Here is a 17,482-nt window from a genome sequence, read left to right on the forward strand (position 1 = left end):
ACCACCCAAGAGGAAAGAAATGAAAAAAATTGTTCACACCCTGATTGCCTCCACCCTGGTGGTCGCATCGTCGATGGCCGCTGCCGCCGACAAAGAAATTGCCGTGATCGTGAAAACCGCCAACTCGGACTTCTGGCAAAACGTCAAAAAGGGATCTGATAGCGCCGTGGGCGGCCTCAAGGGCTACACCGCCACCTTCCAGGGCGCAGCCTCTGACACCGACCTGGCAGGCCAAGTGGCACTGGTGGAAAACGCCATCAACCGCAAAGTGGCCGGCATTGTGCTTGCGCCCTCCGACCCCGATGCGCTGATCCCCGCGATCAAAAAAGCCTGGGAAGCCAAGATCCCGGTCGTGCTGATTGACTCGGCCGCATCCGACGCAGGCAAGGCCTACTACCAGTCCTTCCTGGCCACCGACAACAAGACTGCCGGCGAAATGTCGGCCAAGACATTGATCGACAAGATCGGTACCACCGGCAAGATCGCCATCATGTCGTACACCGCGGGTTCGGGCTCCGAAATCGGGCGCGTGGGCGGCTTCACCGACTACATCAAGAAGCACTCCAAGCTGCAGATCGTCGGCCCCTTCTATTCCAACTCGCAAATGGGCACGGCGCTGAACCAAACCACCGACGTGCTGGCTGCCAACCCTGACCTCAAGGGCATCTTTGGTGCCAACGAACCCACCGCCATTGGCATGGGTCGCGCATTGGCCCAAGCCGGTAAGGCGGGCAAAGTCGTGGCCATCGGTTTTGACGGTAACTCGGACCTGCAAGGCTTCGTGAAAGACGGCACGATCGAAGCCATCGCCGTGCAAAGCGCCTTCGAGATGGGCAACCTGGGCGTGAAGACGGTAGCGGAAATCGTGGCTGGCAAGAAAGTGCCCGCCTTCCGCGACACCGGTGTGCTGATGGTCAACAAAAAGAACATCGACACCCCCGCTGCCAAGAACGTTCTCTACTAATCCACCCAAGCCAAGGACACCTCCGGCACTGGCTGCCGGGGGATGGGCATATGCACACCACGGATTCCAAAACCCTCCCCCGCGTGGACCTGCGGCTGACCGCCCTGGGCCTGGGCTGCTCGCAAATGGGCGGCCTGTACCGCGCCACCAGTGCCCGCGAAGTGGAGGACGTCTTCGCCAGCGCCTGGGCTGCGGGCGTGCGCTACTTTGATACCGCACCCTACTACGGCTACACCCGCTCCGAGCACCGGCTGGGTGCCCAGCTCGCCGACTGCCCGCGCCACGAATATGTGATCAGCACCAAGGTGGGCCGCCTGCTGCGCCCTGACGCCAGCGTGGCCCCCGACGATGACGGCTGGGCCAACCCGTATCCTTTTCGTCCGCACTACGACTACAGCTACAGCGGCGTGATGCGCTCTTTCGAGGACAGCCAGCAGCGCCTGGGACTGGCCCATATCGACATCCTCTATGTGCACGACATTGGCCGTGACACCCACGGCGACGCGCACCTGCTCTACTGGCAGCAGCTAACACAGGGCGGTGGTTTTCGCGCGCTGGACGAACTGCGCCGCAGCGGAATGACGCGGGCCATAGGCCTGGGTGTGAACGAATGGCAGGTGGTGATGGACAGCATGCGGGAGTTCGATCTGGACTGCACCATGCTGGCCGGCCGCTACACCCTGCTGGAGCAGGAGAGCCTGAGCCCCTGCCTGGATGAATGCCTGCGTCGCGGCAATGCCATCGTAGCGGCGGGTCCGTTCAATTCCGGCGTACTGGCTGGCAACACCAAGTTCAACTACGTCGCTGCACCACCCGCCGTGATGGCCCGTGTGCAAGCCCTCACGCAGGTTTGTAAAGAATTCGACGTGCCTTTGCAGGCCGCGGCATTGCAGTTTCCGTTGGCCCACCCCGCGGTGGTGAGCTGCGTGACCGGCATCCGCACTGCCGCTCAGCTGCAGCAGAACGTCGCCTGGCTGGAGCAACCCATTCCTGCTGCCCTGTGGCATGCGCTGCGTGACCGTGGGCTGGTCCACCCCGCGTCTCCCCTGCCTTTGTAATTTCCCAAGGACCCCTATGCTGACTGTCATCTGCGAAACCCCCGGCGTACTGCGCGCCATCGAAGGCGCCGCACCCACTCGCGCCGAGGACGAGGTACTGCTACGCATTCGCCGTGTCGGCGTGTGCGGCACCGACCTGCACATCTTCACCGGCAACCAACCCTACCTCGCCTATCCGCGCGTCATGGGCCACGAGATTGCGGGCACTGTGGAGCAAGCACCCGCAGGTAGCCCGCTGCAACACGGCGACACCGTCTTCGTCATGCCCTACCTGTCGTGTGGAACGTGTGTGGCATGCCGCCAGGGCAAGACCAATTGCTGCGTCAACATCCAGGTACTGGGCGTGCACCGTGACGGCGCTTTCACCGAATACCTCAGCGTGCCCGCACAGTTTGTACGCAAGGCCGAAGGCGTGTCACTGGACCAGGCGGCCATGGTGGAGTTTCTGGCCATAGGCGCCCACGCTGTACGCCGCGCTGACGTGCAGCCCGGCCAGCGTGTGCTGGTGGTGGGCACGGGCCCGATCGGCATGGCGGCCCTGCTGTTTGCGAGCCTGCGGGGCGGTCAAGTCACGGCGCTGGACACCCGGCCAGAGCGGGTGGAGTTTTGCAAACAACATCTGGGCGCGCATGCGGGGGTGCTGATCGGCGACAACGATCTGGAGGAGCTGCGCGCATTGACCGAGGGCGATTTTTACGATGTCGTTTTTGATGCCACCGGCAACGCCCGGGCTATGGAGCGGGGCTTCCAGTTCATTGCCCATGGCGGCAAGTATGTGATGGTGTCCGTGGTGCGCGACAGCATCACGTTTTCCGACCCCGAGTTCCACAAACGCGAGGCCACGCTGCTGGGCAGTCGCAATGCCACCATGGAAGACTTTGAGACCGTGCTGGACGCCATGCGCGCGGGCCAGATTCCCACCGCGGCGCTCAACACCCATCGGATGCCGCTAGCCGACGTGCCCGCCAAATTCGCCATGCTGCTGGACCCCACGCAGGGCGTGGTCAAGGCCCTGGTCGAATGTTGAGGGGGTTGAGGCGGTGAGTTACCCCATCCTCCAGTTCGGCACCGGCCGCTTCTTGCAGGCGCATGCAGACCTGTTCATCTCGCAGGCTCTGGCGTGCGGGCAGGCACTGGGTGGCATTGCCGTGGTACAGAGCACCGACAGCCCGCAAAGCAGCGCACGCGCAGCCGCACTGGCGCACGGCTACCGCGTGGAACTGCGTGGCATGCAACAGGGCCAACGCATCGAAGACACCGTGCACGTGAACGCCGTGCAGGCCGTCTGGCACGCCCGCCACGACTGGACACAGCTGCGCCAGGCCATGGCCAGCGCGGTGCAAGTCATCATCTCCAACACCGCAGACACTGGCTTTTTTCTGGACGCCCGGGATACCGCCGCCCTACTGCAAACGCCCGAGGCCACGCCGCTTGCCTATCCCGCGAAACTGGTGGCCCTGCTCTACCACCGCTGGCAACAGCAGCCCGAAGCACCACTGACGATCTACCCCTGTGAGCTGGTCAGCCGCAATGGGGATGTGTTGCGCACACTGGTTAGCACGCTGGCAAAAGAATGGCATGCGCCGCCCATGTTTGTGCACTACGTACGCGAACACTGTGTGTGGGTGAATTCGCTAGTGGACCGCATTGTGTCGTCCCCGCTGGAGCCCGCCGGTGCCGTGGCGGAGCCGTATGCGCTATGGGCTATCGAACGCCAGCCCCGCATGGTGCTGCCCTGCACCCACCCGGCAGTCATCGTGACCGACCAGCTGGCGGCGTATGAACAACGCAAGCTCTGGCTGCTGAACCTGGGCCACACCTTTTTAGCGGAACGCTGGCAGCTGTTGGGCGGCCCTGCCGACATGACGGTGGTGCAGGCCATGCACACCCCCGCACTGCGCACACCGCTGGAGGCCGTGTGGGCCGACGAGGTGTTGCCGGTGTTTGATGCGGAAGGCACAGGCGCTGAGGCCCGCGGCTACCTGGAAGAACTGCGCGACCGCCTGCTGAACCCATTTCTGGAACACCAGCTGGCCGACATTGCCAAAAACCATGGCGAGAAGAAGCAGCGGCGCCTGGCGCCTGTGGTGCAGCGCGCGGCAGAACTGCAGCTGCCCCTCGCACAGACCCAACTGCGTAACGCCCTGGGTTTATAAGCCTTTCAGACCTCTAGCCCGCGTAGAATATGCGCGAGTAGCTCCTGAAATCATAGCAAATCTACCTTGACTCAGGCCGAACCATCGGCCTGGGCCAGGCGCTCGCTCTTCCAGTACACATCGTCGCCCACCGTGCCATCGGTCCGGTAGCGGTTGAGCACACGCGCCAGCACAAACATCAGATCGGACAGGCGGTTGAGGTACTGGCGCGGTGTGTCTTTCAGCGTCTCCTGCGCTTCCAGCGCAACCACGGCACGCTCGGCCCGGCGCGCCACGGTGCGGCATACATGGGCCTGGCTAGCGGCGCGCGTGCCGGCGGGCAGGATGAACTCTTGCAGGCGTGGCAGGTGTTCGTTGTGCTCGGCCAGCGCAACGTCGAGCGCCAGCACGGCCTCGGGCTTGAGCAGCTCGTAGCCCGGGATGGACAACTCGCCGCCCAGGTTGAACAGCTGGTGCTGGATTTCCACCAGCAGGCTGCGCACGCCCTCGGGCATGGGCTCGCACAGCAGCAGGCCGATGTGGCTGTTGAGTTCGTCCACATCGCCCATGGCGTGCACACGCAGGCTGTCCTTGGACACGCGGGTGTTGTCACCCAGTCCCGTGGTGCCGTTGTCCCCGGTGCGGGTGGCGATTTGAGTGAGGCGGTTTCCCATGTCCAGGCTCCTTGGTTGGCGCTATTGTCGCGCCAGCCAAGGAGCCCCGCATGCTGTGGCTGCGCTTACTTCTCGGCGACGAAGTTCACTTCGACCCGGCGATTGGGCAGCAGGCATTCCAGCTCCTCAGCCCGGGTCTTGAACTTGTCCTTGCAGGCCAAGACCTGCACGGTGTCGCCCTTCACTGCGGTATGGATCAATGCGGCATCTACACCGGCGTCCAGCAGGTACTGCTTCACCGTCTGCACACGGCGGGACGACAGGGCCTGGTTGTAGGCGGCGTTGCCGGTGCGGTCGGCATGGCCGATGAGCTGGATCTGCTGGAGTCGGGTACCGCTCTCGCGCGCACGGGCCAACGCCTGATCGAGGCGGTCCAGCGTCATCTTGCGTGCCTCCGACCGTTGGTGGCGGTCGTGGTTGAACAGCACATTGGCCTGGAACTCCACGGCCTGCGGAGGCCTGACCACGGGTGGCACCGCGGCCACCACGGGTGCCGCAGGTTTGGTCACGCAGGCCTGGGCCTCTTGCTCGGCCTGGGCCAGCAGGTCTTCTGCGATCTGCACATAGGGTTTGGCATGGCGCCAGGCCTGCTGCTTGTGTTCGTTGCCGGCGTGCACCAGTTCTACCTCGGCGCAAGACACGCGCTGTGCCACGCACTGGAAGCCCTCCCGGGTCTTCCATTGCTCAGCGGCGTCCCACAGGTCGGGGCGCAGTTTGTCGGCACCATTGACCAACGGGGTGTCCATGGGCAGGGGGCTGGCCTTTTTCTCCATCAGCGCAATCAGGCGCACCGATTGGTCCAGCGCCTCCTGCGGGAAGGCGCTGCGGTCATTGCGCGTGTACTCGTGGAACGACACGTCCAGCCAGCACTGGGCCTTGGACAGGTGGTAGTCGCGCACCCGGCGTCCCCCGTCGTTCAGGGCCTTGATGCGGCCCTGCGTGGCCTCGTAGGTTTGGTAGTCCGCGTGAATGGCCGTATCGCTGATGCGCTGCGCGGCCGGGTTCAGGGTTTGGGCCAGCGCCGCCAGCGGGCTGGCCGCCAAGAGGGTGCACAGGGCAAGGTTCAGGGGGGTGCGATGGAGCTTCATGGTGTTTCTCTCTCAACTCAAGGGGTCCGGTCCAGCGTGCGGTTCACGCTGGGTTTGCTGCTGCGGAAAAGGTCTTCGTCAAACTTCCAACGCAGGCGCAGGTAAATGCCCTGGCGGGTGTAGTCCGAGCCGGACAGGTCACGGTCATAAAAACCGCTCCAGTTCACCCCGGCCGACAACCAGAGGTTGGTGACCACCTGGTAGCCAACCTCGGCGCCCTGCGCCCACTGGGTGGCGTTGCCTTGCGGGCTGTACAGCGCATTGGCCATCAGGCCCACGCTCCATCGCTCGGTCACGTCATAGGTGACGCGCCCGCCCAGCAGGTAGGCCTCGTAGCTGTCGGTTACGCCACCCATGTCTTCGTTCACCCACTTGGCGGCCACCCGACCCGTCCACCACCAGGGGCGGGCGGGGTGGTAGTCCGCGTGGGTGGACAAGATATGGGCGGTACGGTAGTTGCGCGGGGCCACGCTCTCGTCGCTTTCCACCTTGTATTCGTAGCGGCCCAGCGCGTTGACGCGGTTGGTGTCGGTGTCGCGGTAGGCCGCACCGATCTGGAAGCGGTTTTGCAGCAGGTCGCCACGGTCCCGGTAGTCTGTGGCCAACAGGTAGTTGCGGGCCAGCAGGGTCCAGTCGCGGTCCAGCTTGCGGGCTATAGCCACCGTGGTGAGGTAGGTGTCCGTGCCGGCCACCGTGGGGGTGGAGTCGGTGGTGCGCCATTCCAGGCGGCCCGAGACGCGCCACAGCGGGTTGGCCGACCAGTCGGCACCGCCCGTCAGGGCCGTTGCCCGCTGGCCGCTGCCCGACAGCACTTCCAACCGTTCGGCGCTGCTGCTCAGGCGCAGGCCTTCGGCGATGTCCCACACGTTGCGCACGCCGGAGGCCAGCTCCATGTCCTGCGCATTGACGGCGTCACGCACCCGGTACTCGCTGAACACCTGGCCGCCCACCATGTAGCCGGTCTCAATCCCTGCCACCAGCACATTGCTGTGGGCGGACGGGCTGATGGAGTACAGCGAAGACACACCGGTTTGCGACTCGGCACGTGCATAGGCCTTGGTACGCTCGGCCAGGCGGTAGTCCACCCCCACGGCCTCGCGGTGGCGTTCGTAACCGTCCACACCCACCTCCACCTCGCCCCGCAGGTCCAGGCGGTCGGTGGCACGGAACAACAGGCCCAATCGCGCCGAGGTGTTGTCCAGCGTCTGCGGCAGGCTGCTGCTGGCGCTAGTGGTGCCATAGGCCGTGCCGTTGCTCACCACGGGCAAGCCGGTTTGCGGGTTGATGTTACTGTTGCCATAGCCAAAGAAGCCACCGCTGCCACCACTGGCCAACGAGCCGGAGCTGGTGGCGCCCAGCGGGGCGGCGAGGGGCGTGGGAACGCTCAGGCCATTGCCGTTGCCACTGAGTTCCTCGTGCACGGTGCGCAGCCCCAGGTCCACCGTCAGCCGGGAGGTCGCCTTGACGCTCAAGCCCACCTGGCCACCCTCGCGACTGGCACCGCTCACGCGGTCTTCGGCACGCAAAGCCTCGGCGTACACGCGCAGGGCCTCATTCACGTCGGCCTGCGCACGCACGCCCTTGTCCGAGCGCCCACCGGTGTAAGAAGCCGCCTGGTTGTTGAACTCTGCATCGCTTTGGGCGGCAAAGGCACGCACGTCCCAGTCCTTGCCGGTGTGCTGCAGCTCCACGCGGGCCGCGTTGCCTGCGACCTCGCCCACCCGGGTAGACAGCGCCGGTGTGACATAGGTATTGGCCCCGGTGCCGGTATTCACGGTGGAAGTAGTGCGCGCGACCTCGGCCACCAGGGTGGTCTTGTCGCCCAGATTCACCTCCACGTTCGCACTGCCCAGCTGGAACGGCGCCAGCGGATTGCTGTCGTTGACCCAGGAGCCGCCCACTTCGACATGGCTGTTCAGGCGCAGTTGTCCGTCACCACCAGTCAGCCAGAAGGCCTCGCCGCCCTGCTCCACCTCGTAGGTGATGCGCACGGACACCGGGTTCAGATTGGCATCCACCGAGGGCACGGGCTGGCTGAACAGAATGCGGCCCGAGAAGGGCTCGAAGGTGTAGTCAGAAAAACGCACCATGGGCGTGGCGCTGAGGATCTGTGCGGGCTGGTTGCGGTTGCGCACCACCAGCTCCACCTTTTCGCTGTTCTGCACGCCGCTGCTGTTGGACACCGCATAGGGGCCCGACACACCGCGGCCCGGAAACTCTTCAATCACCTGCTTGAGGTTGTCCTGCGAGGCATAGACATTGGCCACGTAACGGTCCGTCTCGCCATGCAGGCGCAGACCGTTCAGGGTGCGGCTAAAGTTGCCGAGCTGGCGCTTGCTGAGGTTGGCCGTGCCACCACCACCCGCCAGCTGTGAAAAGCCGGCGCCGGTGTTGAAGTCGCCAAACAGAGCGTAATGCTTGTTTTTGTCGATACGCACATACAGAGTGCTGGTGGACTTGGCATCAAACCCGCGCATTGAAGCATCGCCGTACACCGGGTACATCTGCTCGGGCTGGATGTCGCGCAGCATGCGCTCGCGCGTGTCTTTGTCGGAGTCATAGGCGGCCGTCAACAAGTAGTCGCCTTTGACGCGGCCTTTCAGAAAAAATGCAGCGCGGTAGGCGTAGCTGGACTTACCGTCGTTGAACTGCTGCTCGAAGCGGCGAATCTCCTGCTCAAACACATCGCTGGTACGGCTTTGCACCAGTTGCGAACTGGCCATGTTGCCCAGGTTGATCACGCCCTCAACCACACCCGCTGCCACCATCTCGCGCAGCTCGGGCAGAAAACTCACCACGCCGCTGACTTCTTCACGGCCCGCGGTGATGCGCACCCGCACGTCCATGGGATCGGCCGGGGCCAGCAGCGAAAACTCGGCCACACCGTTCTCCACCTTCAGCTGGGTGCCGGGGGTCACACGGTCCATGTCCATGCGGCCGGGGCCCAGCTCGTCGGTGCGGCCGCCGGGCAGCTGCAGGCGGCCACCGGTGGTTTCCAGCGTCACAAAGTTCACGCCCTGCACCACAGCGCCTTCGGTGTTCAGCAGGCGCAAGGTGAACTTGACCGGCGTTTGACCATCGGCGGGCACGCCGTTGCGGTCCAGCTCCACCACCATGCGCGCCACATTGGCGTTGCTGGCGTAGTTGGCGGGGCCCACGCTCTGGGCAAACACCGCCGAGCCGGGGGGGGGGGTGACCTGTGCGTAAGCCGAAGTGGCGCCCAGGGCCTGCACCACGGCCAGGGCGAGCATGGAACTGCGAAACATGGGCAAACCAGTCAAATGGGTGGGGGACTTAAGGCAGGACATGGGCACCTCCTGCGGATTCAGGCTGTTGGTTCATCGGCAAAAGAGGCACAGGCACATTCAGTTCGTGGTCGGTTTTGGGCACCACGGGGGCATCGGTCTGCACCGGGTATCGGGGTTTGACGGCCGGCTGGTTGGCGCTGTCGGTGGCTTGTTGGGGGGCCAGAGCGGGCTGGCTGTCAAAGCGCAGCGGCAGGCCGCTCTTCTTCTCCACCTGCGGTACTGCCACCTCACCCTGGGCACGCCGTGCCTTGACCTGCTCCAGCACGGTGTTGGAACAGCTGCCTTCAATGAAATCGGCCCGGTGCAGCTCGCCAAATTTCAGGTCCAGGAACAGGCTGCCGGCATCACCCGCGTTGCGGTTGCTGGAGGTGGTCAGCCGGCTGCCGCGTGGCAGCGTGGTCTTGTCCACCGTCAGCACGTGGGTGCGAGGCGGCAGGTTGCACATGCTGTACTTGCCCTCGGAGTCCGAGATCAGGTAGGTGCCGTCCTGCATGTACATGCGCACGCCGGGCACACCCAGCTCTTCCGGGTCCTGCAGGTGGTTGCCATTGCAGTCCACGAACACCTTGCCGAGCACACAGGCCTCGGTGGTAAAGACACCGCCAGTCACGCGCACCTTCCACTGCGCCACGTTGGACGCAATAGCACCGGAAAACGCCTGGGCGCGGTTGATGCCGGTGCCCTGCTGGGAGCCCACCGCCACGCGCACCCGGTACGTCAGCAGCACCGAACTGTTGGCCGCCAGGTTGCCAATGGAATAGGTCAGCGCGGGGCCCACGCCTCCGGCGGGATCCGCCACTTTGGTGCCGGCCAGCGTGCTGGTTCCGGGGATGTAGCGAAAGCCCGCGGGCAGGCCGTCCACCACACGTGTGTTGTTGAGCACACCCGCACTGCGGTTGAACACCTGCACCGTGTACTGCAAGCTGTCACCCAGCTCCACCGTGCTGGTGGAGCCGGACTTGGCCACCACCAGCACATTGGCAGCAGAGGGGTCTAACGGAATATGGTTGTTCAGCAGATTGGCAGAGAACGGTGCGGCCGCGGCCGTGATGGACAGGCTGAACCAGTACTGCGTGTTGTTCACCGGGAAACCGGTGGTGCTGGCCGGGCAGGCCGCCGGGTTGTGCGAGGCAATGCCCACAGCCGGCGCCGTGTTCAACGGCTGCACCAGGGCCGGGTTGGGCCCCACGGCAGTGGTGTTGACCGTCAGGGTGTTGGTGCACACCGGGATCAGCGAGGACGGTGCCTGCACATAGCCCGCGGGGTAGGTCGTAATGCCCAAGGTGTAGGTGCCGTTGGGCGCACCGGGCACCAGCAGAAACTGGTAACGACCATCGGCACCGGTGGTGACCGATGCGGTGCCCCCCACCAGGTGAATGGCCGGGTTGAAGCCGCCAGGGCCCGACACCGTGACCACGGCACCCGCCACAGGCTGGCGCGAGAGGGCGTCGTACACCACACCGGCGGGGTCCAACGGCAGGCTCTGCTCGACGATGTTGTCACCTGCCACCAGGGTCAGGTTGTTCAGAGTGCCGTCAGTGTTCTGCGCTCCGGCGGGGTTGCCCGCGCCCTGGGTGCCCGAGGTGTAGGCCGTGCCCTGTTCGTTGGGCACAGCGCTGCCCCACACGGCGCCGGTGGTGGGGTGGCGAAAGCGCACTTGGTAGCCCGAGCCGGGCACCAGGCCTGGGAAGCTGTATTGGCCTGACGCGTTGGTGAGCTGGCTAGCCACCACCACACCGCTCTTCAGTAGTTCCACCGTCCAGGAGGCTTGCGGCAGATCATCGGGGCCGGGCACGTACCGACGATCGTGGTCTTTGTCCAACCAGACCCGGCCACTGAGGTTGGCCGTGGCACCGCCAATGGCCAGTTCACCCAGGTTGTAGCCAGTCCCATGGGTTCCAGGCGCAGACAGATTGACCGTGAAACGATCGTTCACGTGGGCACCGATTTCACCGGCAGAGCCCAGCTGGTCTCCCCCATCGGTGTAGGCCGCGGGCTGAGTTTCCACCACGGTGTAGCCCGCGCCATCGGAAGGCGGCAGCACTGGGTAGGACCAGCTGCCGTCGGCCGCGGTGGTGACCACGCATGTCACCACGGTGCAGACGTTGACGCCCGTAGACGTGAGGCCCGACAGCGTCATGGTGACACCCCCGATGCCAGGCTCACCCGCATCCAGTTGGCCGTTTACCGTGACGTTGTCGACAAACACCTTGCCCGACAGCGACACCCCGATTTCGCCAAAGTTGTACCCAGTGGCTGTAGTGTTGCCAGGCAATACGACCTTGAACTGGTCATTCGCTGGCGTACTGCTGCCTGCCACACTGCCCACGGTCTCCAGGCCATCGCCGTAGCCAGTGGGCTGGGTTTCGGTAATGGTGTAACCCGTCGCGTCGGCGGGAGAGAGGTTGTCGAACAGGTAGGTGCCATCGGCCGCCGTGGTGGCTGGTGTGTTCACCACGTTGCCATACAGGTCGGTACCGGTCAGCGTCACCGTGACGGTGGGTATGCCGCCCTCACCGGTGTTGATGGCGCCGTTGTTGTTCTTGTCGGAATAAACAGTGCCCGCCAGCGACGACTTTTGCACCGTCAGCACCGGGTTGTTGCACACGGTCGTGTTGTTGGCGGTCGCCGGGTCCACTTCGCTGGTGGTGACGTTGGCGCAGTTTTGCGTGGTGCCGCCTACGGGCATAGCGGTCATGCGCACGGGCACGGTCAGGGTCACCGTGGCACTGGCTGCCAGCACGCCAAAGTTACAGGTCAAGTCCTGGCCGGCAGTGGCACAGGTGCCGCTGCCACCGCTGCTCTTGGTCCACGAAGGCGTGGCACCGAAAAAGGCCATGCCGGTGGGCAGGGTGTCGGTCAGCGAGGTGACCTGGCTCACGCCCGGGCCGTTGTTGGTAGCGGTCAGGGTCCAGACGAAGGGCTGACGCAGTTGTACCGGGTTGGCCGAGGGCGTCTTGGTCAACGTGATGTCGGCGCGCACCCGCACCGAAGTGGTTTCGGCTTCGCTGTTGTTGGCCGCGTTGGAGTCGGTTTCGTTGGTGAACACGGTGGAGTTGGTGTTCAAGGTATCGCCGTTGGGTGCAGGGGCACTGGCCACACGGAAGACCAAATAGCGGTTGACGGATGCGTTGGCTGCCAGTTCGCTGCTGGCACCGGCGTAGGTACAGGTCAAGGTCAGCGTGGCCGGGCCGGTGACCGAGTTACCCACGTTGTTGCAAATGCTGCCCGCCACCGTGCCGCTGGGGTTGGCAGCGGCGACACCGGCAGCACTGCCGTCACCGCGGAAAGTGACTGTTTTGCCTGCAGGGGGCGTCATGGTGTACGTGAAGCCCAGCCCGGTGGCCAGTGAGGCCCCACGGTTGGTGATACGCGACAGGTAGGTAATGTCGTTGTTGCTCAGGGTGACCGCGTCGTAACCCAACGGGTCCACGTTGTCGGTGTTGTTGATCAGCGCATCCAGCAGCGCGGCATCCACGTGCAGAGTCGCACTCTGGCTGTTGTTGCCGTTGTCGGTGCCCGCGCTGTTTTCCTTGGTGGTGGTGGAGATAGTGGCGGTGTTGGTGATATCCCAGGTCACCCCTGCCGTCTGGCCAGCTTTCCAATTGGGGCGGATGACCACATCCACCGAGCGGGACTCGCCATTGGCCATGCTGGCGCGGGTACAGGTCAGCGTGTGGTTGCCCGTGCCATAGCTCGTCCCCGCAGTCAGGCCGGAACAGGAGATGCCGCTGCCGCTGGCCGAAACAAAGGTGAAGCCGGGGTCCCCAGCGCCCACGGTGAACACATCGGCCACCGCGATGGTCTGCGCCGTATCGGGTCCGTTGTTCTGGAAGTTCAGCGCATAAGTCACATTCGTGCCGGCCAGCGCGGTCTGGGTGCCCACGTTGGTGGCCGAGGTGATGGTCTTGCTGACCATGCGTACATCGGCAATGGGGTCGATGGTCACGGTGACTGAGGCAGTGTTGTCCGCACGGTTGGGGTCGCCCTGGGTGCTGGAGAACGCCGATGCCGTGGTGGCGGCACCGGTGTAGGTGCCCGCCGTCATGGCCCGGTCTACGGGAATGCTGAAAGTGAGCAGATCACCGGGCTCCAGCAGAGTGCCACCGGTTTGCGTGCAAGTGACAGTACCGCCCGCGCTGGTCACGCAGTTGAAGGTGGCGTTGGAGCCGTGGGTGAAGCTGGGCACCATGGCCACCACAGGCGCGGCCGTGGTGCCGGTGATGAAACCCGGGATAGCGAAAGTAACCACCACGTCCTGCGCCGCAATTGGCGAGGTCAGCTGGTTGGTCAGGCCCAGGGTGTAGGTCAACGTGGTCTCGTTGAATTCCAGCGTGGTGGCCGTTCCACCCACAGTGGTGGCGGTGTTGGTCAACACCAGGTCCGGTGAATTGGCCGTGGCAGTGACCGCCACAGTGGCAGGGATGGGACCGTTGTTGGCACCGTTCCAGTCGCCGGGGCAGGCTCCGGTGATGCAGGCCACCGTCGCATTGTTGGTGGCATTGCCCGCCGCCACTGCCGTGGTCAGGATGGTGAGGCGGTTGGCACCGCTCTGCGTTACACCCGCATTGAGCGTGGCGTTATAGGTGCAGGTGACGTTGGGCGACGCGAACACGCAGGCCCAATTGGTGCCGGAAAATCCGGCATAAGTTTCCTTGGTGACGTCCAGAACATCGGTCACCTCAATCACGCCTGATGGGGCTTGCTGCGGCCCTGCATTGCTGACCGCGAGGATGCTGGTAATGGTGCCGCCCACGGCCACGGGGTTGGGCGACTTGGTCTTGGTCAACGACAGGTCCACCCCGTTGGGCGCCACCGTCAGGTTGACCTGGGCCGTGTTGTTGCCAGCCACCGGATCGCTGGGCGAGCCAGCGCGCGGGGCAATGGTGGCGGTGATGTTGTTGTAAACCGTGGAGGCGCCCACCACCGGCGGGGTGGCCAAGATTTGCAGCGTATTGCTGCGACCACTGGCATAGCTGCCGGTGTTGCTGCAGGTGACGAGGTTGGCGCCATCCACGGTGCAGGCGCCCCAACCGGTGGCGCTGCCACTGCTGACCGACGACGACACGAACGTGAAGCCAACGGGCAATTGGTAGGTCACGTCCAGACCCGCGGTTGCGGCGCTGGACCCCAGGTTGCTGGGGTTCAGGCTGAAGGTGACGTTCTGGCCCTCGATGCCGGGCGTGGGTGATGGTGCGGCCTGGGTGATGCGCAGGTCGGCACCGGGGTCCACCTGGATGCTTTTTGTGGGACCGTTGTTGCTCGCGTCCGGGTCGCTGACCACCAAGGAGCTGATGTCGGCACCGAGCAGGATGTTGCCGGAAGACACCCCCGACACGGTGGTCACCAGGTTCAAACCGGCAAAGCTGGCACCCGAGGTCAAGGCACTGCGCGAGCAAGTCACCACCACGGGGCTGCCTGCGGTGGAGCAGCTGAATCCGCCGCCACTGGCAGACACATACGTCAGGCTGCTGGGCAGCGTGATCTGGACGCGCACGCTGCTGGCGTCGTTGGGGCCGTTGTTGCCGCCGTCCACAGTCCAGGTGACATTGGCACCGCCCTGCACGGGGTCGGGTGCAGCGTTGAGGGTGGCAAACAAATCAGCGCCATCGTCGATGGTGGTGTTCTGCGTCAGGCTGTCGTTGCTGGGATTGGTGTCGGTGTCCGACGTGGTGACCGTCACCGAAGGGGTGATCGTGTTCACCGTGGTGCCCGTGGTCTTGAGCACCATGGCAATGGTGCGCACCGGCCCGCCTGCCGCAGAACCTGCCAGCGTGGCGTAGGTGCAGGTCACAGTGCCTGCCGCCTGGCTGCAGGCACCTGGCACCGCCGCATCGCTGACCGACACAAAAGCCGTGTTGGCGGGCAACACGGACGTCACCACCACGTTATTGGCCGTAGCGGCAGAGTTGTTCTCGACCTTGATGGTGTAGGTGATGTTGCCCCCGCGTACGGCGGGATCGGGGGTATCGGTGAACTGCGATACCTGGAGGTCCACGTTGGCGGCATGCACCACCCCCGCGCTCACCACACCCAGAATGGCCAAGGCCAAACTTTTGAGCACACGTGGTGTCGAAAACTGCTTGAAATTCGTCACGGCTTACATCCCCTGAGGCCTGTTTGTTCAGGCAATCAACAACCATGAATGCTATTTATTTGATAGCATCACACGATGAAGGCGCGAGGTTATCAGCGATGCGCCGATAAAACACACGCCTCAGGGGCAGCCTGCGGATTGTTTACATTTGGAGCGCGACAAGGGCCATGCTGTGTGAAAAACCTCACACAAAGTCGGCGGCCAAAACGACACCTTAGAAGTGCGTTAACGAATGGCGTGCGCGCTGCGCCATTGCAAATGGACCTGGAACCCACCGTGCGATGGATGGTCGGTGGAAACGTCAATCTGGTGTTTGTCGGCCACCTGCTGCACCAAGGCCAGGCCCAGGCCATGGCCGGCGCTGGCGGCCTGGCCCTGCGCATAGCGCTGACTCAGATTGCCGAGGGCAGATGACTCAAACCCGCTGCCCTGGTCGTGCACGGCCAGCAGGTAGCCTTGGGGTGTGGCATCCAGCGACAGCGTGACGGTGCCCGTGCGCGGGCCATGACGCAAGGCATTCCACCCGAGGTTGAGCAGCACGCGCTGCAACAGCCGCGCATCGCCATGCACTGGCGCGCAATCCAGCGCGCAGCGCCGCACAATGCGGGCACCCTGGGTGTTGGCGTCCTCCCACAGGTCGTCGGCACTCTGGTGCAGGATCTGCACCAGATCGACTTCGGCAAACGAGGCCGGGTTGAGTGCATCCGCCCGGCCCATCAATAAGAACTGCTCGGAAAGGTCCAGCGCGCGGCGTGCACAGGCGTCCACGCGCGCCAGCATCTGGGTTTGGTCCTCCGCACGGTCTCCGCGCAGGTTGTCAGCCAGCGAGCGCAAGGACAGCAGCGGCGAACGCAGGTCATGGGCCAGGTGGCGCATCATGTCCTCGCGATGTTGGCGTGCCTCGGGGGTACTGCCATCGGTGGTCAGCGCGGCCGCAATGTTGTCCACCGCGTGGGTGATCGCGTGGATGCGCGATTCCACCGGGTCAAAAAATCCGCCTCCCCGGGTCGCCAGGGAGCGCGCGCGGCCGACCTCCGACAACGTAGCAATGCGCACTGTCTCACGTGTCAGGGCGCTGAGGCTGGCCTCCAGTCGGCGCCAGCTCCACAGCGGGTAGGCCAGCGCCATGGCCGCGATGGGCGCAGCAGGGGGTATCCAGATGCCGCCCCATTTGAGCAACGCACCTGAGGCCAACGCCACGCCCACACAGGCCGTGGCCGTGGTGAGCAGGGCGACCCGGGGGCTGGTCACCAACAGCAGCAGCAACAGGCCCCAGAGAAACAGCAGCGACAGGGCCAGGCGCGCCACACCGCCCAAGGGTTTGGGTGCCAGGTGGTGAAGCAGACCGTCCAGCACATTCGCAATGAACTCCACGCCGGGCATGGTGCCATTGGTACCTGCCAGCGGGGTGATCAGGTTGTCCCCCAGGCCCGTGGCCGTGGCACCGACCAGCACGATGCGGCCCTCGATGTCCTTGGCTGGCACGCGCCCCTCCATCAGGGCGGTGAAGGAGCGACGCTCAAAATGCCCCGGCGGGCCGGCAAACGGCGCCAACCGGGCACCGCCTGGCACCACGGCTTTTTTGTCTTGCGGTTGAAACAGGTCGCGCAGCACCTGAGCCACATGGGGGTAGGCCACGCCGTTGGCAAACTCCTGGGCCATGTAGCGCCGGCTCACACCGTCACTGTCCACCAGCGCCTGCGAATGCCCCAGCCGGGCTGCGGCGACCAGGGCCGGCTCAGGCAGCACCGCTTCGTCCTGCCCATCGGCCATGAACATTGGCAGCACCACACGGCCATGGCGCTGCATGGCGGCGGCCAGTTGCACGTCTGCCTCGGGGTCGTCGCGCTGCGCGCCCGAGAAGATAACGTCCAGCAATACGGGGCCCGCGCCTGCTTCGGTCAAGCGGTTCAGCGCATTGCCCAACACGCGGCGCGACCAGGGCCAGCGGCCCCAGCGCGACAGGCTGTCTTCGTCAATGGACAAAATCAGAATGTCATGCGGTACAGGGCGACTCGACAGAGTGACGGTGGTGTCGTACAGCCAGAAGTCCACACGGTCCAGCCAGCCCCACTGCACGGTGCCGACCACCAGCGCGCTGAGCAACACGGCCAAAATGGCCAGCTCCCGCAGGTGGCGCCGCAGTCCCCGTTTCACG

Annotated in this window: 9 protein-coding genes; 4 read left to right on the forward strand and 5 right to left on the reverse strand. The window is 64.6% G+C overall.

All coding sequences use genetic code 11. The annotated features are described in order from the left end of the window. The first annotated feature begins 19 nt into the window (after positions 1-19). Genes J2X15_RS13790 through J2X15_RS13805 form a run of 4 tightly spaced genes read left to right on the forward strand, consistent with a single transcriptional unit; the run spans position 20 to position 4,178 of the window. Complete coding sequence (locus tag J2X15_RS13790; protein ID WP_310343805.1) at positions 20-964, forward strand: ABC transporter substrate-binding protein; 945 nt, start codon at positions 20-22, stop codon at positions 962-964. A gap of 50 nt (positions 965-1,014) precedes the next feature. Beyond that, positions 1,015-2,022, forward strand: a complete 1,008-nt coding sequence (locus tag J2X15_RS13795) for an aldo/keto reductase (RefSeq protein WP_310343807.1) — start codon at positions 1,015-1,017, stop codon at positions 2,020-2,022. 16 nt (positions 2,023-2,038) lie between these two features. Beyond that, on the forward strand, positions 2,039-3,049 hold the full coding sequence (locus J2X15_RS13800) for a zinc-binding alcohol dehydrogenase family protein (protein ID WP_310343809.1): 1,011 nt from the start codon (positions 2,039-2,041) through the stop codon (positions 3,047-3,049). 13 nt (positions 3,050-3,062) lie between these two features. Beyond that, positions 3,063-4,178, forward strand: coding sequence for a mannitol dehydrogenase family protein (locus J2X15_RS13805; protein WP_310343811.1), 1,116 nt, complete (start codon positions 3,063-3,065; stop codon positions 4,176-4,178). Between the two features lie 71 nt (positions 4,179-4,249). Here J2X15_RS13805 and J2X15_RS13810 read toward each other — a convergent pair whose 3' ends face one another. The 5 genes from J2X15_RS13810 to J2X15_RS13830 form a co-directional block, all read right to left on the reverse strand. After that, on the reverse strand, positions 4,250-4,831 hold the full coding sequence (locus tag J2X15_RS13810; protein ID WP_310343813.1) for a cob(I)yrinic acid a,c-diamide adenosyltransferase: 582 nt from the start codon (positions 4,829-4,831) through the stop codon (positions 4,250-4,252). A gap of 65 nt (positions 4,832-4,896) precedes the next feature. After that, entirely contained in the window at positions 4,897-5,919 is a 1,023-nt protein-coding gene (locus J2X15_RS13815; protein ID WP_310343815.1) for an OmpA family protein, read from the reverse strand. 17 nt (positions 5,920-5,936) lie between these two features. Beyond that, entirely contained in the window at positions 5,937-9,185 is a 3,249-nt protein-coding gene (locus J2X15_RS13820; protein ID WP_310343816.1) for a hypothetical protein, read from the reverse strand. Positions 9,186-9,213: 28 nt separating this feature from the next. After that, complete coding sequence (locus J2X15_RS13825; protein ID WP_310343818.1) at positions 9,214-15,324, reverse strand: SdrD B-like domain-containing protein; 6,111 nt, start codon at positions 15,322-15,324, stop codon at positions 9,214-9,216. A 225-nt stretch (positions 15,325-15,549) separates the two neighbouring features. After that, positions 15,550-17,481 (reverse strand): CHASE2 domain-containing protein, encoded by a 1,932-nt coding sequence (locus tag J2X15_RS13830; RefSeq protein WP_310343820.1) that lies wholly within the window; start codon positions 17,479-17,481, stop codon positions 15,550-15,552. Position 17,482 lies beyond the last annotated feature (1 nt).

It is taken from the genome of Rhodoferax saidenbachensis, assembly GCF_031457975.1.
Taxonomy (GTDB): domain Bacteria; phylum Pseudomonadota; class Gammaproteobacteria; order Burkholderiales; family Burkholderiaceae_C; genus Allorhodoferax; species Allorhodoferax saidenbachensis_A.